Origin of the sequence: Micromonospora sp. CA-248089 (assembly GCF_050948515.1) — a bacterium.
Taxonomy (GTDB): domain Bacteria; phylum Actinomycetota; class Actinomycetes; order Mycobacteriales; family Micromonosporaceae; genus Micromonospora.
On the sequence record NZ_CP192016.1, the window covers coordinates 2,176,439 to 2,199,519 of the forward strand.

The following is a 23,081-nucleotide window of genomic DNA, read 5'->3' on the forward strand; positions in this document are numbered from 1 at the left end:
CCCGCGCCGAGGTTTGCCGGGCACGCTGGGCGGTACTGCCCGAGGGGACGGCAGGAGTCGGCAGGGAGTGAGGGACACGTGGACGCGACGGACGTGCTGACCGAGGCGTACGGGCGGTTGCCCGACCTGGTCGCCGGGGCGCTCGACGGGCTCGACGCGGCCCAGCTGCGGCGGGCGCCGGCCGACGGGGCGAACCCGGTCGGCTGGCTGGTCTGGCACCTGACCCGGATCCAGGACGACCACGTGGCCGACGTGATGGGGGAGCCACAGCTGTGGGCCACCGGCGACTGGGCGGCGCGCTGCGGCCTGCCGCCGGACCCAGCCGACACCGGCTTCGGGCACGGCCCGGAGCAGATCGCCGCGGTACGCCCCGAGAACGGCGGCGTGCTGCTCGACTACCACCGGGCGGTGGTGGACCGGAGCCTCGCGTACCTGCGCGGCCTGCGCCCGGCCGACCTCGACCGGGTGGTGGACGAGAACTGGGATCCGCCGGTGACGCTCGGGGTGCGGCTGGTGAGCGTGCTCGACGACGACCTCCAGCATGTCGGTCAGGCCGCGTACGTGCGGGGACTCATCCTGCGCTGAGCGTCGCGCCGGCCCGGCGCAGCGCGGCGAGCCCGAGCAGGTGGCACGCCTGCGCCTCGGGCGAGGTGCCGGGGCCTTCGAAGTCCGGCGCCCCGCTGACCCCCGTCACCCGGCCGTACGCGTCGACCCGCCGGGCGGCGGCCGCGAGCAGGCCCGTCCCCACCTCGAACCACGACCGGGACAGCCACCCGTCGGCCACCCCGGTGAGGGCCGCGTACCCGAGCAACTGGGCGGTGTTGGCCTCCCGGAACGCGCCCGGCTCGTCCAGCACGTCCGGGAACAGCCCGTCCGCGCCCCGGTACGCGAGGCAGGCGGTCAGCACCTCCTCGGCGTGCCCGGCCAGCTCGGCCCGGAGGCCGTCCGGCCGGTCCGGCGCGAGCCGCAGCGCTCGGGCGATCCCGGCGACCACCCAGCCGTTGCCGGTGCCCCACGGCCCGGGCCGGTCCAGCTCGCAGCGGTCCTCGTCCCAGCGGGCGGCGTACAGGCCGGTGCGTGTGTCGTACAGCCGTCGCCGGTGCCCCGCGACCTGCGCCGCGGCCGCCCCGGTCCGGCCGGTCAGCGCCAGCAGCGGCACCACCATGTAGATCGTGTCCGCCCACACCTGGCGGCCGTCGAGCAGGTGGAACAGCGTGCCGTCGGCGGCCCTCGGCGCCCGGCGGGCCAGCCAGTCGAGCTGGGCGTCCAGCGCCTCGGCGTACCGCCGGTCGCCGGTGCGGCGGGCGGCGTGCCGGACCACCTCGCCGCACGCGGCGCCGTTCACCGCGCCCACCGAACCGGCCGGTTCACCGAGCCGGCCGTCCGGCCGCTGCCGGGTCACCACGGCGTCGGCGACCAGTACCGCTGCCTCGTCCAGGCCCAGGTCGAGCAGCGCCTGGCCGAGGATGCCCTGTTCCCAGGACTCGCGCTGCATGGTCAGCAGCGCGAGCAGCACCCGGTCGGCGGTGGCGTCCCCGGTCGTCGGCATGGCCGCAGGGATACCCGCCGCGCCGCCGTGCCTCACCCGGTCCGGGTGAGTTCGCCTCACCCGCGATGCGGGGACGCTGCGGGACGAGCGGCGCCGGCCGCGACCACCGACGAGGAGGGCCCGATGAGCGTCTCGGCCGTGGAACACCTGACCCGGGGAACCGCCGGCCGGCACCCGGAGCTGCCCGAGACCACCTCCGGCACCATCCGCCTGGACCTGCGCGACGACGGCCGCACCGAGCACTGGTACCTGACCATCGACCGGCAGGACGTCCGGGTGGACCGCCTGGCCGAGGAGGCGGACCTGGTGGTCGGCGCGGACCGCGAGGTGTTCGACCGGATCGCGGCGGGACGCCTGCACCCGGCCGCCGCGCTGCTGCGCAACGACCTCGCCGCGCGGGGCGAACTCAAGCTGCTGATGACGCTGCGCCGGCTCTTCCCCGGCCCGCCGGACGCCCGAGACCCCCGGGACGTGGCCGGCGCCCGGGTGGCGGCCCGATGAGGCAGGAGCTGGTCCATGTCCTCGCCGGTAACGCGTTCGCCGTGAGCGACGCGCAGGGGGACATGGAACGCGACCCGTCCGCGCCGATCGGCCTGTTCTCGTTCGACACCCGGTTCCTGTCCCACTGGGTGCTCACGATCGACGGCGAGCGGTTGCACGCGCTGTCCCGCGACGACCTGACCTACTTCGAGACCCGATTCGTGCTGGTGCCGGGCGCGGCCAGCCACTACGTGGACGCCGACGTCTCGGTGATCCGGCACCGCTCGATCGACGAGGCGTACCACGAGAGCCTCACGGTGCTGAACCACTCGGCCGAACCCGCCCAGTACACGGTGCGGGTGGAGATGGCTGCCGACTTCGCCGACACCTCCGAGATCCTGCGGCCCGGCCCGCGGCGCCCGACGGTCGTCCCGGAGCCGGAGCACCAGCGGCTGCGGATCCGGTACGAGCGCGGACGGTTCGCGCGGGAGACGTGTGTCTCCAGCACCGTCCCGGCCGAGGTGGACCCGCGGGGGATGACCTTCCGGATCCGCGTCGAGCCGCAGGGCAAGTGGCACGTCGACCTGCACGTCGCCATGATCATCCAGGGTGCCGGAGGGCGGGACCTGCGGGCCGGCATCGAGTCGCACCGCCGGCACGTTCGGCAGGACATGCGCGACGACCTGGAGCGGTGGCTCGACCGGGCGCCGCACCTGTTCGCCGACCGGCCCGCGCTGTCCGCCGTGTACCGGCAGGCGCTGACCGACCTGGCCGCCCTGCGCTACATGCCGCTGGCCTACACCGACCGGGTGCCGGTCGGCGGGATGCCGTGGGCGATGACGCTGTACGGGCGGGACGCGCTGATCACCTGCCTCCAGACGCTGCCGTTCACGCCCGAGCTGACCCCGGGAACGCTGCACATGCTGGCGATGGTGCAGGGCGGCCGGCTAGACGACCGGCACGAGGAGGAACCCGGCAAGATCGTCGCCGAGCTGCGGTACGGCGAGGCGGCCGCGTTCGACGAGCAGCCCACCGCGCTCTACTACGGCGCCGCCGACACCACCCCGCTGTTCGTGATCCTGCTCGACGAGTACGAGCGCTGGACCGGTGACGCCGACCTGGTCCACGAGCTGCGGCACCCGGCGCGGATGGCGCTGGACTGGCTGACCCGCTACGGCGACCAGTGCGGCGACGGTTACCTGCGCTACCAGCCGCGCAACACCGACACCGGGGTCGCCAACCAGACCTGGCGCAATTCGCCGGCGGCGATCGTCGACCGGCACGGCGTGGAGCCGCCGTACCCGCGCGCGACGTGCGAGCTTCAGGGGTACGCGTACGACGCGCGGATCCGGGGCGCCCGCCTGGCCCGGGAGTTCTGGGGCGACCCGGCCTACGCCGAACGCCTGGAGGCCGACGCGGCGCGGTTGCGGGAGCGGTTCGATCGCGACTTCTGGCTGCCGCAGCGCGGCTACTACGCGCTGGCGCTCACCCCGGACGGTGAGCCGGTCGACGCGCTCACCTCGCACCTGGGGCACCTGCTGTGGAGCGGCATCGTGGCGCCGGAACGGGCCGACGCGCTGGCCGGGCACCTGTGCGGACCGGACCTGTTCTCCGGCTGGGGCGTGCGCACCTACGCGCAGGGGCAGCGGCCGTACAACCCGGTCGGCGCGCACCTCGGCGCGGTGTGGCCGTGGGACAACGCGATCGTCGCGGCGGGGCTGCGGCGGTACGGCTACGACGAGGCGGCGGCCGACATCGTCGCCGGAGTGTTCGCGATGGCGGAGACGCTCGGCGGATCGGTCCCGGAGACGATCGCCGGCTACCCCCGTGCGGTGACCAAGTACCCGGTCCAGTTGCCGGAGGCCGGACGACCGCAGTCGTGGGCGTCGGGCGGGTTGCTGATGCTGTTGTCGACCATGCTGGGGCTGCGTCCGTGCGGAGAGAACCTGCTGGTGAACCCGGCCGTCCCGACCGGGTACGGGCGGATCGAGCTGCTCGACGTGCCGGGCCGGTGGGGGCGGGCCGACTCGTACGGCCGGGAACGCGGCGCGGGCCGGCGGATGCGCGTGGGGGAGCCGGCCCATCGGGCCGCCTGACCCGCTGACCCGACGGGCCGCTCAGCCCGAGCCGGTGGTCTCCCGCATCGCCGGCTCGGACCCGGCCGGCCCGGAGTCGGCCGGATCGGACCCGGTCGGCTCGGACATCGGCGGCTGCGCCGGCCCGGCCGCAGACGGATCGGCGCGCCCGATCCGGGCGAGCAGCCGGTCCACGCCCACGAACAGCAGGCCCAGCAGCCAGAACACCGCGGCGAACCCGGTCGCGCTGATCGCCACCCCGGCGTAGCCCAGCTCGCCCGCGTCGATGAACGGGTACGGGTAGCGGTCCACGATCAGGCCGCGTACCAGCGCGAACCCGAGGTACCCGAGCGGGAACACCAGCCACCAGGCGGCGTACCGGGGGCGCAGCCGGCCGCGCCTGTCGAACAGCGCCCAGTCGGCGACCGCCAGCAGCGGCACCACCGTGTGCAGGAACTGGTTGCCCCACCACTCGCCCGGTTGCCGGTCCGGCTGGGTCATGGCGAACGGGCTGGCCGGGTTGGCCAGCACCAGGTGGTAGACGGTGCCGGTGATGGTGATGTAGAGGGTCACCGCTCCCTTGAGGACGCTCGGCGGCTCCGGCCGGCCGCGCAGCGCGCACCAGGCGGCGTACCCGGCGAGGACGCCGACCGCGACGTTGCTCTGGATGGTGAAGTACGGCAGCAGGCCGGTCACCGTGGCCGGGCCGAGCGCGGTGAGCACGATGCCGGCCAGCACGGCGAGCACCAGGGTGAGGCGGAGGAGGATCGCCGGTAGACGGCGCCGGGGGGTCACGGGGGCAAGTTACCAGCCGGTCGTCAGCCGGTACGCCGCCCGGGCGGGGTGCCGGACGGCCGCTTGGCCTGCCCCGACGGGAGCACGTCCGGGCCCGGCGGGCCGCCGGACGGGTGGACCGGACGCTCGGTCCTGCCGCCGCCCCGCTCGTCGCCGGCCTTTCCCGGCGGATCGTCGTCGCCCAGGAGCCCGGCGCAGTAGTCCGGCACCCGGTCGCGGCCGCCGGCGGCGCTGACGAGGTCGCCGAAGGCGGGCGTGCTCAGGGCGCGGCCCCGTTGCGGTTCGGCGACGGCCCGGTACGCGACGCACAGGCCGGACGGTTCGGACGGCTGTGGTGCCTCGGGCGCCGTTGAGACGGCCGGCCGGCTCGGGCGGTCCGGCGGCGTGGGCGGTGCGGTGACGACCGGCGGCGCCGCCGGGCGGACGGCGCGCGGCAGGTTCCCGGTGGCGGCGAGCGCGACGCCGCCGGTCAGGGACGCGGCGAGCGCGGTCACCGCCACCCGGACGCCGAGCCGGGCCGGGACGCCGAACCGGGCCGGGAGGCCGAACCGGGCGCCGCGGCGACGGCCCGACCGCCGGGCCGACCGGAACGCCGCGACCGCTGCCGCCTCCCCGTCGAGTTCGCCCGCGCCGGGCGCGGCCCGGACCGCGGCCAGTACGGCTACCAGCCGCGGCGGAGCGGACGAGGTGTCGCCGGGGCGGCCGGCGAGCAGCCGCTCGACGGTTTCCTGGTCCAGGCCGGATGCGTCCATCTCGTGACCCTCAGCGCCGCCACCCGGCCCCGCGTCACACCCCGGCCCGGCGGAACCCTGGTGAGCCCGGTCACCCCGCGCCGGTCACGACCCGGATCGCATCTCCGGTTGCCGATGTCCGGCGGTCGCGGTGAACTGAATTACATGGGTGTCATCAAGGTGGGCACGTCCTCGTGGGCCGACCAGATGCTGGTCCGCTCCGGTTGGTATCCGCGCGGTGTGAACACGCCCGCCGGCCGGCTGGGCTTCTACGCCGAGCGCTTCGGACTGGTCGAGGTGGACACGTCGTACTACGCCGTGCCGGTGCCGGAGACCACCGCGGCGTGGGCGGACGCCACCCCGGACGGGTTCACCTTCGACGTCAAGGCGTTCCGCCTGTTCACCGGCCACCACACGCCGATCGACGCGTTGCCGAAGGACCTGCGCCCGGCCGGCGGCCCGAGCCGGATCCGCTGGCGCGACCTGCCCGCCGGGGCGTACGACGAGTTGTGGGACCGGTTCCACGCGGCGCTGGCGCCGCTCGCGGCGGCCGACCGGCTCGGCGCCGTGCTGTTGCAGTTCCCGCCGTGGCTGGCCCGCGGTGAGGCGGCCCGGCGGCGGATCCTGGACGCCGCGCGGCGCTGCCGTCCCTGGCCGGTCACCGTCGAGCTGCGGCACTCGTCCTGGTTCGACGGCGACGCGATGGCCGAGACCGTGACGTTCCTGCGCGAGCACGACCTCGGGTACGCCTGTGTGGACATGCCGCAGGGGCACGTCTCCTCGGTGCCGCCGGTCCTGGTCGCCACCACCGACCTGGCCGTGATCCGGTTCCACGGGCACAGCGCGGCCTGGGAGAGCGGGGACAAGCAGGAGCGGTTCCGCTACGCCTACGGCGAGCAGGAACTGCGGCACTGGTCGGTGCTGCTGCGCGAGCTGGCCGACGAGTGCGCCGAGCTGCACGTGCTGATGAACAACTGCTGCGGCGACCAGGCCCAGCGCGACGCCGCCCGGCTGGCCGGCCTGCTCGGCGTCGCGCCCGCCGCCGCGCGCGCCTGAGGTTTTCCCGGCCGCCTCCCGGGTACCGCCGGGTTCATGGACGACCGCGAAGGGGGATCTGTGGAGCAGCGGCGCGGTGAGGACGAGCGGGACCCGCGAGCGACCCGGGAGGCCGAGGAGGCGCACGGCGGCAGCATGGCGCCGGGCCTGGTGGACGACACCGGGCACCCGGTGGCCGAGTCACCGGTGCCGGACAACGAGCCGTCGGCGCCGGGCGAGGACGGCACCGGCTCCTGACGGCCTAGGGACGCGTCTCCGGGCGCATCCCGGTCGCCTCCTCCAGCGCGTTGTCGCCGAGGTCGCCGTCCGCGCGGTCGTCCGGGAACGTCCGTCCCGACGGCGCCGGATCCGGCGGCGCGCCCGGCCCGGCCACCGGTGTCCGGGTCGGTTCGACGTTTCCGAAGCCGTGCCGGCCCGCCTTCGGCCCACCCGGCCCGGCGCCGGCCGCCTGCCGCTCACCGAGCCGTCCCTCGGGCACGGCGGTCTCCTCGCTGCCCTCGTCCATCGGGTCGTCGTCGCCCGCGCCCCACGGCGCGTCGGCGTCGAAGCCGCCGGTGCTGCCCCACGGCGCGGCCGACTCCGGCCCGCGCCCGGCACCCGGCCGGTTCCTGCTGGTCATGGTCACCTCACCTGGCTGCTGTGCCCGCGCCGCCCGTCGGCGGCCGGTCCGGTTCCGGTGCACCGCGCGGCCGGTGACCCACCCCGATGTGGGTCACCGGCCGCGCGGTGGTCAACGGGCCGCCCCGACCAGGGAACGTCCGGCCGCGCCCACGGCGGCCACCTTGCCGATGTTCTTCGGCGCGGACATGAGTCCGCCCGCGCGGTCCAGCATGCCCCGGAACACCTGCCCCGGCTTCTGCTGCTCGCCCATGTACGCCGACACCACGACGAGCGCGCCGGTCATCGCCGGTACCGCCCACTGGAGCAGCTTCATCTGCCGCTGGCTGGCGGCGACGTTCGCCGGGGTGTGGTGGTTGGGCTCGGTGGTCCCCTCGACCGGCGGCCCGCCGGCCTTCTCCAGCCGCATGCCCACCAGCCGGCTGTAGCCGGTCACCGCCAGCGCGCCGAGCGTCAGCGCGGTCTTCACCGCGCTCATCTTTCCCACGCCCGCCTGGCGGGCCATCCGCGGGCTCTCGGTGACCAGCTCGCCGACCGCGCCGGCCAGGTGCGCGCCGATCGCCGCCGCGTTGACCGGTGTCCACCGGGCCCACCCGGCCGAGGCCACCGGCAGCCGCTCGGTCGTGTCGTTGATCCGCGCCGCCGCGCCGTTGACGCCCAGCGCCCCCATCAGGGAGCCGCCGAACCAGGCCGCCAGGCCCAGGTCGTGCATCGAGCGCAGCGTGGTGTGCCGTTCTGACATCAGATCCCCCTCCGCCGTGTTCGGGCGGTGCGGCATACCCACGATCGGGCGACTCACGCCCCGGCGTGGCGGGGAGGAGGAGGGCTCAGCGGCGGGGGAGCGTGCCCGCGAACGCGGCGATCCGGGCGGCCAGCGGCGCCGACGCGCGTACCCAGGTGAAGTGGTCCAGCGGCGCCCCCGCTTCGGCGACCGTGTAGCGGTGCCTCGTCACGGGTGCCTCGGCCAGCTTCTCGCAGAGGTGGTCGAGCGTCTCGTGCGGCGTGTACTGGTCGTCGTCGACGCTGACCGCGAGCACCGGCGTCCGGATCCGCCGCACGGCGGCCTCCGTGTCCACCCCGTCCAGCGCCGGGAACCGGCCGGTGCGGGCGGTGTGCGCCCAGTCCCGGATCACGCCGGCGGCCTGCCGGCCGCCGAAGCCCCAGCCGGGCCAGACGCCGAGGAGCCGGGCCGTCGCCGCGATCCCCTGGGTGTACGGCAGCACGCCCCACCCGCGCAGACCCGGGTACCGCCGCCACCACGGCAGCCCCACCGCCACCAGGGCCAGCCCGTCCACCCGGTCGGCGTCGTGCAGCGCCTGGTGCAGCACCGCGACCTGACCGCCGAGGGAGTGCCCGAGCAGCAGCCGGGCACGGCCGTCCAGCCGGGGCTTGAGCGCGTCGAGCACGGCGCCGATGTCGGTGGCCATCTCCTGGTAGCCGTACCGGCAGGCGCGCGACGGGGCCGGGGTGCTCTCGCCGGTGCCGCGCAGGTCGGCCACGATCACCGCGAGCCCGGCGTCGCGCAGCGCCGCGGCGAACGGCCGGTAGTAGCGGGCGCGCACGCCCATCGCGGGCCAGATCAGCACCACCGGCGCGCCGGGCGGACCGGCCGGCTCCGGGTAGACCTGCACGCCGATGCGTGCGCCGTCGACGTCCACGAACTCCTGGGTGTAGTCCCCGCTCACCCGGACCAGCCTACGGCCCTAACCTACCGGCGGGTAGTAAGGGGTGTCCGCGTCCACCGCGCCGGCACGCCTGCAGCGGGTGCGCGCCCGCCTCACGCCACCGCCGGTGCGGGCCGGGCCGCGCTGGTCAGCGCACCGTAGACCGCACCGAGCTGCTCGGCGCAGCGTTTCCAGGAGTACCGGCTGCGGACGCGGTCGAGCGCGGCGGTGGCGTACGCGAACCGGCGCACGTTGTCGCCGAGCAGCCGGCGCAGCGCGGTGCCGAGCGCGCGGGGGTCACGCGGCGGCACCAGGTCGCCGGTGAGCCCGTCCACCACGCTGTCGGCGATGCCGCCCACGTTCGTGCCGATCACCGGCACGCCGCAGGCCATGCCCTCCAACGGGGTGAGCCCGAACGGCTCGTACCAGGGTGCGGCCACGAGCACGTCCGCCGACCGGTACCAGGCGGCCATCTCCTCGCGCGGCACGCCGCCGAGCAGCCGTACCCGGTCGGCCACGCCGCACGAGTCGGCGAGCGCGGACAGCCGGCGGGCGAACGTGTCGGCGGGCAGCAGGTGGGCCGGCGGGCCGCCGACGATCACACACTCCGCGTCCGGCACCGCGGGCAGCGCCCGGACCACGTCCAGGAAGCCCTTGCGCTCGACCATCCGCCCGACGGTGAGGATGCGCGGGCGGGCCGGGTCGCGGGGCGCGACCGGACCGTTCGGGCGGAACACCGCCTCGTTGACGCCGGACGGGACCAGGGCCATCCGGGACCGGGGTACGCCCATCCGGACCAGTTCGGCGACCTCGTCCGAGCCCTGCACGACGACCCGGTCCACCGCCCGGCCGAGTGCCCGCTCGTAACCGGCGCGCCCCGGTGGACTGGTGTCCCGGGTGCTCTGGTGACGGCGCTTGACGGTGCCGAGCGCGTGGTACGTCAGCACCGTCGGCACCCCGGTGCGGCGGCCGGCGTGCACAGTGGCCAGTCCGCTCATCCAGAAGTGCGCGTGCGCCACGTCCGGGGTCCAGCCGCCGTGCCGCCAGGTGTCGGCCAGCCGGCTGCCGAACTCGCCCATGTACGGCAGCAGGTCGTCCTTCGGCACCCGCCGGGCGGGACCGGCCGGCACGTGGCACACCTGGTAGCCGTCCGCCGCGCTGACCACCTCGGGCAGCGCCGGGGAGTCGCGGCGGGTGTAGACGCGGACGTCGTGGCCGGCAACGGTGAGCGCGGACGCGAGTTCCGCCACGTGCGTGTTCTGGCCGCCCGCGTCCTCCTCGCCGGGGGCGGCGAGCGGGCTGGCGTGCTGGGAAATCATCGCGATGCGCATGTTCTCGTCCTCCAGGATCCGGTCCCAGTCGGCGAGGAAGCGGTCCGGACCGGACCGCTCCTTCGCCACCTCGCGTGCCCGTGCGCCGAGCCGGTACGCGGCGTCGGCGTCCCCGGTCAGCCGGCGCGCGACCGCCACGAGCGTGTCGACTCGGGTGGCCGGCGCCCCGGCGTCCGGTGGGGCGGCGTCCACCGCTTCCGTGGTGGCCGGAAGGTCGCGTTGATGCCGGGGATGCGCATGGAGGACCCCTACCCTCGGCTTGCGCCCCTAACCAGGAGATCGTCGACTTCACCGCGGGGCGTCAGCCCGGCAGCATCCCGGGGCCGAACACCTCGTAGGCGATCCGCTCGGCCGGCACACCCCGGCGCAGCAGGTTGCCCCGGACCAGGTTCATGAACGCGACCGGGCCGCACAGGTGCGCGGCGACCCCGGTGGGCAGCGGGAGCCGGTCGGGGTCGATCAGCCCGGCGGACACCTCCGCCTTCAGGCCGGGCAGGTCGGCACCGGCGGCGTCGAGGTACCAGAGGTGGACGGCCAGGTTCGGCAGCCGTTGCTGCAGCGCGGGCAGTTCCGCGCGCAGCGCGTGCGCCTCGGCGTCCCGGTCGGCGTGCGCCAGCGTCACCCGGCGTCCGGGGTCCCGGTCGGCCAGGTGGGCCAGCGCCGCCATCGCCGGGGTGAGCCCGATACCGGCGCTGACCAGCAGCAGCGGCCCGTCGCCGCCGGTGGCGTCGACCTCGCCGAACGCCGGGCTCAGCCGCAGCGTGTCGCCGACGGACACCCGCTCGTGCAGGTGGCCGGAGACCATGCCGTCGGGCGCGCCGCCCTCGCCGCGTACCCGCTTCACGGTGATCCGCCAGGTGTCGGCGCCGGGGCGGCCGGAGAGGCTGTACTGGCGGATCTGCTGTCCCCGGCCTCCGTCCAGGTCGACAGCGACCGAGACGTACCGGCCGGGGGTGAAGCCGGGCGCGGCGCCGCCGCCGGCCGGCGCGAGGGTGAGCGAGACGACGTCGGCGCTCTCCCGGGCCCGGCCGGTCACCCGCCAGTCCTGCCACACCGGACCGCCCTCGGGCACGCCGGCGCCCGCGTAGAGCCGCGCCTCGCGGGCGATCAGCTCGCAGGCCAGCAGCCAGTAGACCTCGTCCCAGGCAGCGGCCACCTCCGGGGTGACGGCGTCGGCGAGCACCTCGCCGACGGCGGCGAGCAGGTGCCGGCCGACGATCGGGTACTGGGTGGCGGTGATGCCGAGCGAGGCGTGCTTGTGCGCGATCCGGTCCAGGACCGGCCCCCACGGCATGCCGGTCTCGCCGGTCAGGTGCGCCGCGTACGCGACCACCGCCGAGGCGAGCGCCGCCTTCTGCGCCCCGGTGGCCTGGTTGCCCCGGTTGAACAGGTCCAGCAGGTCCGGGTGGGCGTCGAACATGCGCTGGTAGAAGCGGCCGGTGATGGCCTCGCCGTGCGCCCGTACGACGGGCAGGGTGGCGGTCACCACAGCTGCTGAGGATTGCGTGAGCACTACCGAATCTCCTTCTGGGACTCGAACAGGTCGATCCCCACGAAACAGGATTCCTAGATTCCTCTTTTAGGGCCGAAGGTCCCGCCGCCGGGGTGGCATGGGTCACCGTGAATCTGTCGGTGTCGCGGACGGCACCGAATGGCTAGGGTCGGTGCGTGAGGCTCAACCGGTCGACCGACATGGCGCTGCGGATCGCCATGCTGACCGCCGCGGCCCCGGTCCGGGCCACCGTCGACGAACTCGCCAACCGGCTCGCGCTGCCCCGCAGCCACGTCGCCAAGGTGGTGCAACGGCTGCAACGCATCGGTGTCCTGGTGACCATCAGGGGCCGCTCCGGCGGTGTGGCCTTCGCCGAACACGCCGCGGACATCACCGTCGGTGAGGTGGTCCGCGCCTTCGAGGGCGACGGCGAGGTGGTCGACTGCGCGCGGCCGGTCTGCCCGCTGGTCGCGGAGTGCCGGCTGCGCGGTGAGCTGCGCCGCGCGCAGGCCGCGTTCCTCGCCGTGCTCGACGGCGTACGCCTCGGTGACCTGGTCCACGGATCCGCCGGCCCGCTCCTGCTCAGCCTCGGCGCGCCACCGGCCGGTCGCTGATGGCCGTCTCGCATCCCGTCTTCTCGCGGCTCTTCGCCCGCGCCAGCGTCGCCATGGACCAGGCCGGCATGGCCGCGCACCGCTCCCGCCTCGTCACCGGGCTGCGCGGTCGGGTGGTGGAGGTCGGCGCCGGAAACGGGCGCAACCTGGCGCACTACCCGCCGGGCGTGATCCGGGTGCTCGCCGTCGAGCCGGAGCCGCGCCTGCGCGCCCTGGCCCGCGCCGCCGCACCGGGCGCCCCGGTGCCGGTCAGCGTCACCGCCGGGCTGGCCGAGGCGCTGCCGGTCGCCGACGGCGCGGCCGACGCGGTGGTGCTGTCGCTCGTCCTCTGCTCGGTGCCGGACCAGGCGGTGGCGCTGCGCGAGGCGCACCGGGTGCTGCGGCCCGGCGGCGAACTGCGCTTCTACGAACATGTGGTGGCGCAGACCCCCGGCCTGCGGCGGGCCCAGCGCCTGGCCGACGCCACGCTCTGGCCGCTGTTCTGCGCCGGCTGCCACACCGCCCGGGACACGGTGGCCGCGATCCGGGCCGCCGGTTTCGAGGTGACCGAACTGGACCGCTTCCGCTTCCCGCCGACCGGGCTGCCCGCTCCGGCCTCGCCGCACGTCCTCGGCACCGCGATCCGGCCCTGACGCCGGACCGGGCCGGAGATCCGGCCCGGTCCTCGCGCGGTCAGCTCACGCTCACCGTGCCGTCCGGGGCGCGGACGCAGGAGACGGTACGGGCACCGGTCGTCGCCGCCCCGGCCAGGCACCGGCCGAGCACCTTGTGCCCGGCGGCGTTCGGGTGCCACGACTCCTGGCAGGTCTGGAAGTACGTGCCGCAGGCGTTGGCGATCCGCTGGATGTCGAGCTTGTCGTACCCGGAGAGGCTGGTGACGAACGTGCCGGTCGGGCCGTCCATCAGCCGGATCGGGGTGGCCAGGGCGTTGCCCGGGCTGCCTGTCGACTCGCAGAGCCGCGCGCCGTCGAACGCGCGCTGCACGTTCAGGTAGACCAGGTCGTCCTGCGGGAACTCACCGGCGAGCGTGCCACGCACCGAGCTGACGAGCGTGCCGAGCCCCTGCGAGAAGCGATGGCCGGGCGCCAGGCTGGCCCGGTGGATCGGGCAGCCGGCCGCGTACCGCTCGGCGCCCAGCGCGCGGAACTTGTCCCGGGTGTCGTCGCGGCTGTCCTCGGTCCAGTAGGTCTGGTCCAGCTCGTACGGCAGCGGGTTGGTGTAGTCCTGGAAGACCACCCGGTGCCGGCCGTCGGCGTCGACCTCGTCCAGCGTGGCCAGCAGTTGCCGCAGCGCCGTGGTGGTCTCCGCGGTCGCGGCGGCGAACTGGGCGGCGGTGCCCAGGTCGGCGTCCGTGCACGGCTTCTGCTCCACCGGCCCGCCCAGGTACGCCCAGAACTCCCACCAGCCGGTCCACGCGTCGGCGATGAACCGGTTGGCGCACTTCTCCGCCACGCTGCCGAAGGTGAACGAGCTGTTGTTCGAGCCGAGCCCGACGAGCACCAGGTCGATGTCGTGGGTCCGCGCCACCGCTCGGAGCTGGTCGAGCTGGGCGGCCACCTGCCGCCCCTTGGCCCGGGTGGCGGACGCGTTGGCGATGTCGTACGGCTGGCCGCCCGAGCAGGCCAGGTTGAACCGCGCGGAGATGCCGGGCAGGTCGGCCTGGAACAGCGAGGCGTTCGGCGAGCGGTGGCAGAAGTAGGCGTTGGCGTTGGCGGCGGACCAGCCGGGGAAGCCCTGGGCCACCCCGTTGACGTCCGCCACCGGCGCGTACGCCCCGGCGCCCTCACCGCTGATGAAGCTGTCACCCAGCGCCACGGCGGCGGTGGGCAGTGCGGCGGCGGCCGGCCGGGCGGGCGCCGCGGCGGCGGGTAACGCCACCGTGGCGAGCGCCAGCGCCGCCGCGAGCACGGAACGACGGAACACGGACATGCCCGACCTCCCAGACATCGAAATGTGAAAGATTCTTTGGGATGGCGATCAGATCACGCGCGTGTGACGGACGTCAATGCCCCGACATCCAGGGCCCCTCGCCGGGGAAGACACCGGGCGCGCGGATCGTTGTGCCGCCTGGACGCCCCACCCGTCCCGCCGGACCGCCGTACGCGGCCTCGGCGCGGACCCGGCCGGCAGGCCGATCGCGCAACGCACCGCCCCGGTGCCGCCGACCTGTCGGGGCACCCGGCTAGGCTCGCTCCGGCGCGCCGCGCCCGGCGATCATCGTGGGGGGATCACACGGTGAACGGCACCACACCGCCGAGACCTGGGAGTACGACCAGTTGACCGCACAGCCTGACACCCTCTACGGGGCCGACGACCTGACGCACCTGGAAGGCCTCGACGCCGTCCGCAAGCGCCCGGGCATGTACATCGGCTCGACCGACAGCCGTGGCGTGGGTCACCTCGTCAACGAGATCCTCGACAACTCGACCGACGAGGGTGTCGCCGGTCACGCCACCAGAGTCGACGTGATCCTGCACGCCGACGGCTCGGTCCAGGTCGACGACGACGGCCGGGGCATCCCCACCGACGTGCACGCCAAGTCCGGCATCTCCGGCGTCGAGCTGGTGCTGACCCGCCTGCACGCGGGCGGCAAGTTCGGCGGCTCCGGCTACAAGACCTCCGGCGGCCTGCACGGCGTCGGCGCGTCGGCGGTCAACGCGCTGTCCCGCCGCTTCGACGTCACCGTCCGGCGCGGCGGCAAGGTCCACGCCATGTCGTTCCGCCACGGCGTACCGGGCGTCTTCGACGGCGACGGCCCGGACGCGCCGTTCACCCCCGGTCCCGGCCTGCAGATCGTCGGCGCGATGAAGCGCGGCCAGCGCACCGGCACCTCGATCCGCTGGTGGCACGACCCGCGCTACTTCGAGACCGGTGCCGCGCTCGACACCGAGGCGGTCCGGCTCAAGCTGCGCAACACCGCGTTCCTCGTCCCCGGCGTGGCCTACCGGCTGCGCGACGACACCGGCGAGGAATCCGTCGAGGAGCGCTTCCACTTCCCGAACGGGCTCACCGACATGGTGGAATACCTCGCCCCGGCCGGCGACCGGCCCGTCTCCGGCACGCTGCTGGTCACCGGCGAGGGCACCTACCGGGAGAACGCCGCCGACGCCAACGGCGTCATGCAGTCCAACGTGCAGCGGCGCGCCGAGGTCGAGGTGGCCTTCCGCTGGGGCACCGGCTACGAGCGCACCGTCGAGTGCTTCACCAACACCATCCGCAACGCCCACGGCGGCACCCACCGCAAGGGCTTCGAGCGGGCGCTGGCCCGTACCCTCGCCGACGCCGCCCGCAACGCCCGCGGCCTGCTCAAGCCCAAGGAGGACGCGCCCACCCTGGACGACGTCCTGGAGGGCATGACCGCGGTGGTGCACGTGCGCATCCCCGAGCCGCAGTTCACCTCGCAGACCAAGGACGAACTGTCCACCGCCGGCATCACCAAGGTGCTTCAGGGCCTGGTCGAGGCGCACCTCAAGAGCTGGCTGGACGACCGCCGCACCAAGGCCGAGGCCCGGACGGTGCTCCAGAAGATCGTCGACGCGGCCCGGGTGCGGCTCACCCAGAAGCAGCAGAAGGACGCCGCCCGCCGCAAGACCGCGCTGGAGGGCGCGGCCATGCCGGCCAAGCTCGTCGACTGCCGGGCCACCGGTGTGGAGCGCAGCGAGCTGTTCATCGTGGAGGGCGACAGCGCCCTCGGTACCAGCCGGATGGCCCGCTCGTCGGAATACCAGGCGCTGCTGCCGATCCGGGGCAAGATCCTCAACGTGCAGAAGGCGAACCTCCAGCAGGTGCTGGACAACGCCGAGTGCGCCGCCATCGTGCAGGTGCTCGGCGCCGGCTCCGGCCGGACGTTCGACCTGTCGGCCCTGCGGTACGGCCGGGTCCTCATCATGGCCGACGCGGACGTCGACGGCGCGCACATCCGTACCCTGCTGATCACGCTGTTCGCCCGCTACATGCGGCCGCTGATCGAGGCCGGGCGGCTCTACGCGGCGATGCCGCCCCTGCACAAGATCACCACGAAGGGGCGCAACCCGCAGACCGTCTACACCTACACGCAGGCGGAGATGGAGGCGACGGTGCGCAAGCTGGAGAAGGCCGGCAAGCAGATCGTCACGCCGATCCCGCGCTTCAAGGGCCTCGGTGAGATGGACGCCGACGAGCTGTGGGAGACGACCATGAACCCGGCCACCCGGGCGGTCCGCCGGATCACGCTCGACGACGTCGACGCCGCCGAGCGGATCCTCGAACTGCTCATGGGGGAGAAGGTCGAACCCCGCCGCAACTGGCTGATCGACTCCGCCGACCGCGTCGACCGCGACGCCATCGACGCCTGACCAACGGGTTCTTCTCGGAAGGGAACCGCACCATGGCACGCCGCAAGGACGACCGCGCGAAGGCGGACCTCGCCGCCTTCGACCAGGCCGGCGCCCGCGTCTTCGACAACCCGCTGGTCACCGAGGTCTCGGACTCCTACCTGGAGTACGCGTTCTCGGTCATCCACTCCCGCGCCCTGCCCGACGCGCGCGACGGGCTCAAGCCGGTGCACCGGCGCATCCTGTGGTCGATGCACGAGCAGGGCCACCGCCCGGACCGCGGCCACGTCAAGAGCGCCCGCATCGTCGGCGACACAATGGGCAAGTACCATCCGCACGGCGACACCGCCATCTACGACGCGATGGTGCGGCTGGCGCAGGACTTCTCGCTCAACGTCCCGCTCATCGACGGGCACGGCAACTTCGGTTCCCCGGACGACGGACCGGCCGCGGCGCGCTACTGCGTCGTCGGTGACACCCGGATCCGCCTGGCCGATGGCAGCAGCCCACGGATCGGTGATGTGGTCGACCTGCCGCCGAACAGCGAGGCGGAGGCCGATTTCGAAGTCCTCGACAAGGACGGCAAAGCGGTTCGCGTCAACAAGGTCTTCAACTCGGGTGTCCACCCGACGATCCGGTTCACAACTGAGACCGGATTCTCCCTCCGTGGTAGTGAGAATCATCTGGTTCTCTGCCTCGAAGCTCCGATGGGCGTCCCTGTCTTCCAATGGCGTCGGCTCGATGAGGTGACGCCGGGCTCCGTGGTCTGTATCGCGCGGAACGCATGGAACCAGGTCGTCCCCACCGCTCGTGAATACATGCTCGGCGTGCTCGGCGGCGCCTGGGTCTCTGAAGGCTTCGCCAGCGAGTCGCGGGCAGGATTCAGCAATACCGATGAGCACTTCTTCGGCGAGGTCCTGCATGCCTACGACCAGGTCGTGGCTGGACGCCGCTACGTCAACGACCGGCACACGCGCCGAGACCGTCGCCGTATTCACGAACTTGACGTCCAAGACGTCGCCGGCGGGATGGACGCCTTCCGGGCGAGTCCACTCGCCGAGCTCATCGGTCACCAGGCGAGAGACAAGTTCGTGCCCGAATTCGTCTGGGCAGGGGGGTGGGGCATCAAGAGGGCCTTCCTGATGGCCCTCTTCGAAGGTGACGGCGGAGTCCGCGTCGCCAACAGCAGCTTCACCATCCAGTACACCAGCTACAGCGAGCGTCTGACTCGGGAGGTGCAAGAACTGCTCGCGGAGTTCGGTGTGATCGCCTGTCGACGCCACTACACCCGGCCCAGTGGCTCGGTGGAGCACCGCTTGGTGGTTTCCGGGACGCGAAACATCAGGGCTTTCGCAACTCGTGTCGGCTTTCTCCGTACCAAGCAGGCGGTGCTGGCCAAGATGCTGCGGCACGCGCCGCTGCGCCCGCATCGGCTCAGTCAGGACCATGTCCCCTTTGTGGCCGACTACGTGCGCAGCAGCATCGACTTCGATCGTCGGGGCAGCGGACGCAAGTGGCTCACCAGCCACAACTTCGATCGTGTCGAGCGGTGGGAAACCGAACGACTCCGCATCATCGACCGCATCAAGGACACCGAGATCCTTGCCACGATCCTGCCCGTCATGGATGCGGGCTATCGGTACGAGAAGGTCGTCGCGGTTGCTCCCGACGAGCCGGCGGAGGTCTTTTCCGTTCGAGTCGAATCCGCGGACCACTCTTTCCTGGCCGGTGGTTTCGTCAACCACAACACCGAGGCCCGGATGTCCCGGGAGGCGATGCTGCTCACCGGCGAGCTGGGTGAGGACACCGTCGACTACGAGCCGAACTACGACGGTTCGCTGACCCAGCCCACCGTGCTGCCGGCGGCGTTCCCGAACCTGCTCGTCAACGGCGCGTCCGGCATCGCCGTCGGCATGGCGACCAACATGATCCCGCACAACCTCGGTGAGGTCGTCCAGGCCGCCCGCTGGCTGATCAACCACCCGGACGCCACACTCGACAAGCTCATGGAGTTCGTCCCCGGCCCCGACCTGCCCACCGGCGGGCTGCTGCTCGGCCTGGACGAGGTGCGCCGCGCGTACGAGACCGGGCGCGGCGTGGTGCGCATGCGCGGGCGGGTGGAGATCGGCCCGCTGGAGGGCAGCCGCGGCCGGCAGGCCATCACCGTGACCGAGCTACCGTACGGCGTCGGCGCCGAGAAGGTCATCGCGGCCATCACCAACGAGGTGAACAAGACCAAGCGGCTGACCGGCATCGCCGACGTCAAGGACCTCACCGACCGGGAGAACGGCACCCGCCTGGTGGTGGAGTGCAAGGTCGGCGTGAACCCGCAGGCGCTGCTCGCGGACCTCTACCGGCTCACCCCGCTGGAGCAGTCCTTCGGCGTGAACAACCTGGTGCTCGTCGACGGTCAGCCCCGCACGCTCGGGCTCAAGGAGCTGCTCGACGTGTTCCTGGCGCACCGCTACGAGGTGGTGACCCGGCGCAGCGCGTACCGCAAGCGCAAGCGGGAGGAGCGCCTGCACCTGGTCGACGGTCTGCTGATCGCCCTGCTCGACATCGACCGGGTGGTCAAGCTGATTCGCGCCAGCGAGGACGCGCAGGCCGCCAAGGACGGCCTGATGCAGAAGTTCAAGCTCTCCGAGATCCAGGCGAGCTACATCCTGGACACTCCGCTGCGCCGGCTGACCAAGTACGACCGGCTGGAGCTGGAGGCCGAGCAGGAGAAGCTGCGCGGCGAGATCGCCGAGCTGTCGAAGATCCTGGACGATCCCAAGGTGCTGCGGAAGGTCGTCTCCGACGAGCTGGCCGCCGTGGTCAAGCAGTTCGGCGCGCCGCGGCGCACCACGCTCGTCGACGGCGACCTCAAGGAGGTGCTCGCCGCCTCGGTGCCCGCCGGTCCGCTGGAGGTCGCCGACGACCCGTGCCAGGTGATCCTCTCCGCCACCGGGCTGGTGGCGCGGACCGCGGCCGAGTCGGAGGAGGCCGCCGAGGCGCGCCGGCGCAGCGGCCGGGTCAAGCACGACGCGGTACGCGCGCTCGTGCACTCCACCGCCCGCGGCCGCGTGCTGCTGGTGACCAGCGCCGGGCGCGCGTTCAAGATCGACGTGTTGCCGTTGCCGGTGCTGCCGGAGCAGTCCGGCACGGTGTCGCTGCGCGGTGGCATGTCGGCGGCGGAACTGGTGCCGCTGGAGCCGGGCGAGACAGTGGTGGGGCTGGCCCCGCTGGGTCCGTCCGCGCAGGGCTCGCCCGGTCTGGCGCTCGGAACCCGGGCCGGTGTGGTGAAGGTGTGCGCCCCGGACTGGCCGGTCCGTTCCGAGGAGTTCGAGGTGATCTCGTTGCGCGACGGCGACGAGGTGATCGGCGCGACCTGGCTGACCGACGGCGCCGAGACGCTGGCGTTCGTCTCCTCGGAGGCGTCGCTGCTGCGCTTCGCCGCATCGGTGGTACGCCCGCAGGGGCTTAAGGGCGGCGGCATGGCCGGCATCAACCTGCCAGGCGACGCCCGGGCGGTCTTCTTCGGCGCGATCCGCACCGACGACGCGAAGCACGGTGAGCCGATGGTGGTCACCTCGACCGGAGCCACGGTGAAGGTGACGCCGTTCAAGGCGTACCCGGCGAAGGGGAGGGCGACCGGCGGCGTCCGCGCGCAGCGGTTCCTCAAGGGTGAGGTGGAGCTGTCGGTGGCATGGATCGGTCCGCGGCCGGTGGGCGCGACGGCCACCGGCGACCCGGTGGAACTGCCCCCTGCTGACCCGCGCCGAGACGGCTCCGGTTTCGCCGTCATGCTCGGCCCCACGGTGGTGGGCCACCACATCGACCGCGACTGACGAGGTAGGGCGGGCGCCTGGCGCACCCGCCCTACCGCTCAGTCGCGCCCGCCCGTCTCCCGCCCGCGCACCCAGCGGCCCTGCCCGACCCCGTTGATCAAGGAGTTTGTGGGCGTTTCACGCCTCCCGCCGACCACAAACTCCTTGATCAACGGGGCGGGCGCGCGGGTGGCTGGCGAGTTGCGGGTGTGTGCGGACCCGCCCCGCCCTGCGCGGTTGATCATGAGGTTAGCGGCGGCAAAACGGACACCGATCGCCGTAACTTCATGATCGACGCGGTCGGGCCCTCGGGTGTCCCGATCGCGCCCGACCGTCTGTTGACCATGGAGTTGGCGGGCGTGAATCGGGCAATTTGTGCCGCTAACTTCATGATCGACGGAGCGACGGGGCGGCGGGGCAAAAGGCGGCGGGGCGGGTGGGGTGAGGGGTCAGAGTTCGGGGTCGGGGGACTGGCGGGACTCGGGAGTGGTGCCGCGCAGGCGGGCGATCAGGCGCATGCCGTGGTAGATCGCCAGGGCGGCGGCAGTGCCCAGCGCGATGCCGTTGAACGACAGGTCGCCGGCCGTCAACGTGTAGTTGGCGGCCCCGATGATCACCGCCACCGCCGCGGTGAACAGGTTGATCGGGTCATGGAAGTCGACCCGGCTCTCGATCCAGATCCGGGCGCCGAGGATGGCGATCAGGCCGTACAGGGCGGTGGTGGCGCCACCGAGCACGCCGGCCGGGACGGTCAGGATCAGCGCGCCGAACTTCGGGCACAGCCCGAGCAGGATCGCCGTGCCGCCGGCGATCCAGTACGCGGCGGTGGAGTAGACACGGGTCGCCGCCATCACGCCGATGTTCTCCGCGTACGTGGTGGTGCCGGAACCGCCGCCGGAGCCGGCCAGCACCGTGGCGACGCCGTCACCGAGCAGCGCCCGGCCCATGTCGCGGTCCAGGTTGCGGCCGGTCATCGCGGCGACCGCCTTGACGTGCCCGGCGTTCTCCGCGATCAGCACCAGGATCACCGGGATGACCAGCACGACGGCGCGAGCGTCGAAGCTCGGCGTGTGGAACTCGGGGAAACCGACCCAGGCCGCCTGGCGGAGGCCGCTGACCGCCTGCTGGTCGAGGTTGCCGGTGAGCGCGGCGAGCACCCAGCCGACCACCACGCCGACGAGGATCGACAGCCGCGCCACGAAGCCCCGGAACAGCACCGTCGTGAGCAGGATCGCGAGGAGCGTGACCACGGCGATCAGCGGCTGCGCCTTGACGCCGGTGCCGGAGCCGTCGCCGTCCCAGGCCACCGGCGCGAGGTTGAGGCCGATCAGCATGACGATCGCGCCGGTCACCACCGGCGGCATCAGCGCGTCGATCCAGCGGGAACCGGCCACCTGCACCACCACGCCGACGAGCGCCAGCGCGACGCCCGCGACCACGATGCCGCCGAGGGCCGCGCCGATGCCGCCGTCGGTCTTCGCCGCCAGTACCGGCGCGATGAACGCGAACGACGAACCGAGGTACGAGGGCAGCCGGTTGCCGGTGATCAGCAGGAACAGCAGCGTGCCGAGGCCGGAGAAGAGCAGCGTGGTGGCGGGCGGGAACCCGGTGATCAGCGGGACGGTGAAGGTGGCGCCGAACATGGCGACCACGTGCTGCACGCCCACGCCGATGGTGCGCGGCCAGGAGAGCCGCTCGTCGGGCGCGACCACGTCGCCGGGACGTACCTGGCGGCCGTCGCCGTGCAGGGTCCACGGGGACCAGCGGGAGGTGGGGGACTGGGTCATCGGTCGCCCTTCGCGTCATCGGGTGACGGGGGCGTGATCGACCCTGGGAGTTGTTTCTAGCACGTGCCCTGGCCGGATGGGGGCCCGGCCCGGGCTCAAGCGACGCCGGTGGGACGGAACTGGACGCTGACCCGGGGGCCGACCGGCCGGGTGGTCTTCGGCACCGCGTGCTCCCAGGTGCGCTGGCAGGAGCCGCCCATCACCACGAGATCGCCGTGGCCGAGCGGGAACCGCAGGCTGCCGCCGCCCCCGCCGCGGGGGCGCAGCAGCAGCGCGCGCGGGGAACCGAACGACACGATCGCCACCATGGTGTCGGTGTGCGCGGAGCGGCCCAGGGTGTCGCCGTGCCAGGCGACGCTGTCGCGCCCGTCGCGGTACAGGCACATGCCGGCGGTGACGAACGGCTCGCCCAGTTCGGGCGCGTAGTGCCGGGTGAGCGCGTCCCGGGCCGCGGTGAGCACCGGGTGCGGCAGGGGCCGGCCGGCGGCGTACCAGCAGAGCAGCCGGGGTACGTCGACAGCGGTGTCGTACATGGTGCGGCGTTCGGCCCGCCACGGCACGTCGTGGCGCAGCGTGTCGAGCACCTCGTCGGAGCCCCGGACCCAGCCGGGCAGGTGGTCGACCCAGGCGCCCCGGCTCAGCTCGTGCCGGCGCAGCGCCCCGGCGAGCGGGCCCAGGGCCGGGCCCTGCTCGGCCAGGTCGAGCATCGAGGGCTGGTACGCGTCGGACACGTCGCCGATCGTACCGCGCTCTCGAACAGGCGTACG

Annotated in this window: 19 protein-coding genes and 3 pseudogenes; 11 read left to right on the plus strand and 11 right to left on the minus strand. The window is 73.6% G+C overall.

What is annotated here, in order from left to right:
* Positions 1 to 78: 78 nt before the first annotated feature.
* Complete coding sequence (locus ACQP26_RS10450) at positions 79 to 585, plus strand: mycothiol transferase (RefSeq protein WP_194800861.1); 507 nt, start codon at positions 79 to 81, stop codon at positions 583 to 585.
* Here ACQP26_RS10450 and ACQP26_RS10455 read toward each other — a convergent pair.
* Complete coding sequence (locus ACQP26_RS10455) at positions 572 to 1,549, minus strand: glycoside hydrolase family 88 protein (RefSeq protein WP_433495590.1); 978 nt, start codon at positions 1,547 to 1,549, stop codon at positions 572 to 574. The genes ACQP26_RS10450 and ACQP26_RS10455 overlap by 14 nt on opposite strands.
* Positions 1,550 to 1,672: 123 nt before the next feature.
* Here ACQP26_RS10455 and ACQP26_RS10460 point away from each other — a divergent pair, with 123 nt between their 5' ends.
* Both ACQP26_RS10460 and ACQP26_RS10465 read left to right on the plus strand, forming a co-directional pair.
* Positions 1,673 to 2,050 (plus strand): SCP2 sterol-binding domain-containing protein, encoded by a 378-nt coding sequence (locus ACQP26_RS10460; RefSeq protein WP_194800863.1) that lies wholly within the window; start codon positions 1,673 to 1,675, stop codon positions 2,048 to 2,050.
* On the plus strand, positions 2,047 to 4,125 hold the full coding sequence (locus ACQP26_RS10465; protein WP_433495591.1) for an amylo-alpha-1,6-glucosidase: 2,079 nt from the start codon (positions 2,047 to 2,049) through the stop codon (positions 4,123 to 4,125). The genes ACQP26_RS10460 and ACQP26_RS10465 overlap by 4 nt, the downstream gene beginning before the upstream one ends.
* Before the next feature lie 21 nt (positions 4,126 to 4,146).
* On the opposite strand, the gene ACQP26_RS10470 is transcribed toward ACQP26_RS10465, so the two are convergent.
* Positions 4,147 to 4,899: a Pr6Pr family membrane protein gene (locus ACQP26_RS10470; RefSeq protein ID WP_269700779.1), complete on the minus strand. Its 753-nt coding sequence runs from the start codon at positions 4,897 to 4,899 to the stop codon at positions 4,147 to 4,149.
* A 23-nt stretch (positions 4,900 to 4,922) separates the two neighbouring features.
* The gene (locus ACQP26_RS10475; RefSeq protein WP_433495592.1) at positions 4,923 to 5,651 is read right to left on the minus strand and encodes a hypothetical protein; all 729 of its coding nucleotides are present in this window, start codon (positions 5,649 to 5,651) and stop codon (positions 4,923 to 4,925) included.
* Between the two features lie 144 nt (positions 5,652 to 5,795).
* Here ACQP26_RS10475 and ACQP26_RS10480 point away from each other — a divergent pair, with 144 nt between their 5' ends.
* Positions 5,796 to 6,686: a DUF72 domain-containing protein gene (locus ACQP26_RS10480; protein ID WP_433495593.1), complete on the plus strand. Its 891-nt coding sequence runs from the start codon at positions 5,796 to 5,798 to the stop codon at positions 6,684 to 6,686.
* A 36-nt stretch (positions 6,687 to 6,722) separates the two neighbouring features.
* On the plus strand, positions 6,723 to 6,923 hold the full coding sequence (locus tag ACQP26_RS10485; protein WP_269700775.1) for a GTPase activator: 201 nt from the start codon (positions 6,723 to 6,725) through the stop codon (positions 6,921 to 6,923).
* A 4-nt stretch (positions 6,924 to 6,927) separates the two neighbouring features.
* Here ACQP26_RS10485 and ACQP26_RS10490 read toward each other — a convergent pair whose 3' ends face one another.
* The 5 genes from ACQP26_RS10490 to ACQP26_RS10510 form a co-directional block, all read right to left on the minus strand.
* Positions 6,928 to 7,305 carry a hypothetical protein gene (locus tag ACQP26_RS10490; protein ID WP_433495594.1) on the minus strand — a complete coding sequence of 126 codons (378 nt, stop codon included), beginning with the start codon at positions 7,303 to 7,305 and terminating at the stop codon, positions 6,928 to 6,930.
* Positions 7,306 to 7,416: 111 nt separating this feature from the next.
* A complete protein-coding gene (locus ACQP26_RS10495) occupies positions 7,417 to 8,046 on the minus strand; it encodes a hypothetical protein (RefSeq protein WP_269700771.1) in 630 nt (209 codons plus the stop codon).
* Positions 8,047 to 8,131: 85 nt separating this feature from the next.
* On the minus strand, positions 8,132 to 8,989 hold the full coding sequence (locus ACQP26_RS10500; protein ID WP_433495595.1) for an alpha/beta hydrolase family protein: 858 nt from the start codon (positions 8,987 to 8,989) through the stop codon (positions 8,132 to 8,134).
* A gap of 92 nt (positions 8,990 to 9,081) precedes the next feature.
* Positions 9,082 to 10,299, minus strand: a complete 1,218-nt coding sequence (locus tag ACQP26_RS10505) for a glycosyltransferase (protein ID WP_269706876.1) — start codon at positions 10,297 to 10,299, stop codon at positions 9,082 to 9,084.
* Between the two features lie 301 nt (positions 10,300 to 10,600).
* Positions 10,601 to 11,812 (minus strand): globin domain-containing protein, encoded by a 1,212-nt coding sequence (locus ACQP26_RS10510; protein WP_269700767.1) that lies wholly within the window; start codon positions 11,810 to 11,812, stop codon positions 10,601 to 10,603.
* Positions 11,813 to 11,967: 155 nt separating this feature from the next.
* Between ACQP26_RS10510 and ACQP26_RS10515 the strand changes: the two genes are divergently transcribed.
* Both ACQP26_RS10515 and ACQP26_RS10520 read left to right on the plus strand, forming a co-directional pair.
* Positions 11,968 to 12,405 carry an RrF2 family transcriptional regulator gene (locus ACQP26_RS10515; RefSeq protein WP_269700765.1) on the plus strand — a complete coding sequence of 146 codons (438 nt, stop codon included), beginning with the start codon at positions 11,968 to 11,970 and terminating at the stop codon, positions 12,403 to 12,405.
* Entirely contained in the window at positions 12,405 to 13,037 is a 633-nt protein-coding gene (locus ACQP26_RS10520) for a class I SAM-dependent methyltransferase (protein ID WP_433495596.1), read from the plus strand. The genes ACQP26_RS10515 and ACQP26_RS10520 overlap by 1 nt, the downstream gene beginning before the upstream one ends.
* Positions 13,038 to 13,077: 40 nt before the next feature.
* On the opposite strand, the gene ACQP26_RS10525 is transcribed toward ACQP26_RS10520, so the two are convergent.
* Positions 13,078 to 14,334 (minus strand): hypothetical protein, encoded by a 1,257-nt coding sequence (locus ACQP26_RS10525; RefSeq protein WP_269700762.1) that lies wholly within the window; start codon positions 14,332 to 14,334, stop codon positions 13,078 to 13,080.
* 290 nt (positions 14,335 to 14,624) lie between these two features.
* Here ACQP26_RS10525 and ACQP26_RS10530 point away from each other — a divergent pair, with 290 nt between their 5' ends.
* The 4 genes and pseudogenes from ACQP26_RS10530 to ACQP26_RS10545 form a co-directional block, all read left to right on the plus strand.
* Positions 14,625 to 16,739 (plus strand): DNA gyrase/topoisomerase IV subunit B, encoded by a 2,115-nt coding sequence (locus tag ACQP26_RS10530; RefSeq protein WP_269700761.1) that lies wholly within the window; start codon positions 14,625 to 14,627, stop codon positions 16,737 to 16,739.
* Positions 16,740 to 16,771: 32 nt separating this feature from the next.
* A pseudogene (locus ACQP26_RS10535) lies at positions 16,772 to 17,260 on the plus strand (DNA gyrase subunit A); the annotation flags it as partial.
* Positions 17,240 to 18,025: pseudogene (locus tag ACQP26_RS10540) on the plus strand (LAGLIDADG family homing endonuclease); the annotation flags it as partial. The pseudogenes ACQP26_RS10535 and ACQP26_RS10540, both read left to right, overlap by 21 nt.
* 441 nt (positions 18,026 to 18,466) lie before the next feature.
* Positions 18,467 to 20,548: pseudogene (locus tag ACQP26_RS10545) on the plus strand (DNA gyrase subunit A); the annotation flags it as partial.
* 428 nt (positions 20,549 to 20,976) lie between these two features.
* On the opposite strand, the gene ACQP26_RS10550 reads toward ACQP26_RS10545, so the two are convergent.
* Together ACQP26_RS10550 and ACQP26_RS10555 are read right to left on the minus strand one after the other, a co-directional pair.
* Positions 20,977 to 22,314 carry a uracil-xanthine permease family protein gene (locus tag ACQP26_RS10550; RefSeq protein ID WP_269700759.1) on the minus strand — a complete coding sequence of 446 codons (1,338 nt, stop codon included), beginning with the start codon at positions 22,312 to 22,314 and terminating at the stop codon, positions 20,977 to 20,979.
* Positions 22,315 to 22,409: 95 nt separating this feature from the next.
* Positions 22,410 to 23,045: an alpha-ketoglutarate-dependent dioxygenase AlkB gene (locus ACQP26_RS10555; RefSeq protein ID WP_281578435.1), complete on the minus strand. Its 636-nt coding sequence runs from the start codon at positions 23,043 to 23,045 to the stop codon at positions 22,410 to 22,412.
* Positions 23,046 to 23,081: the final 36 nt, after the last annotated feature.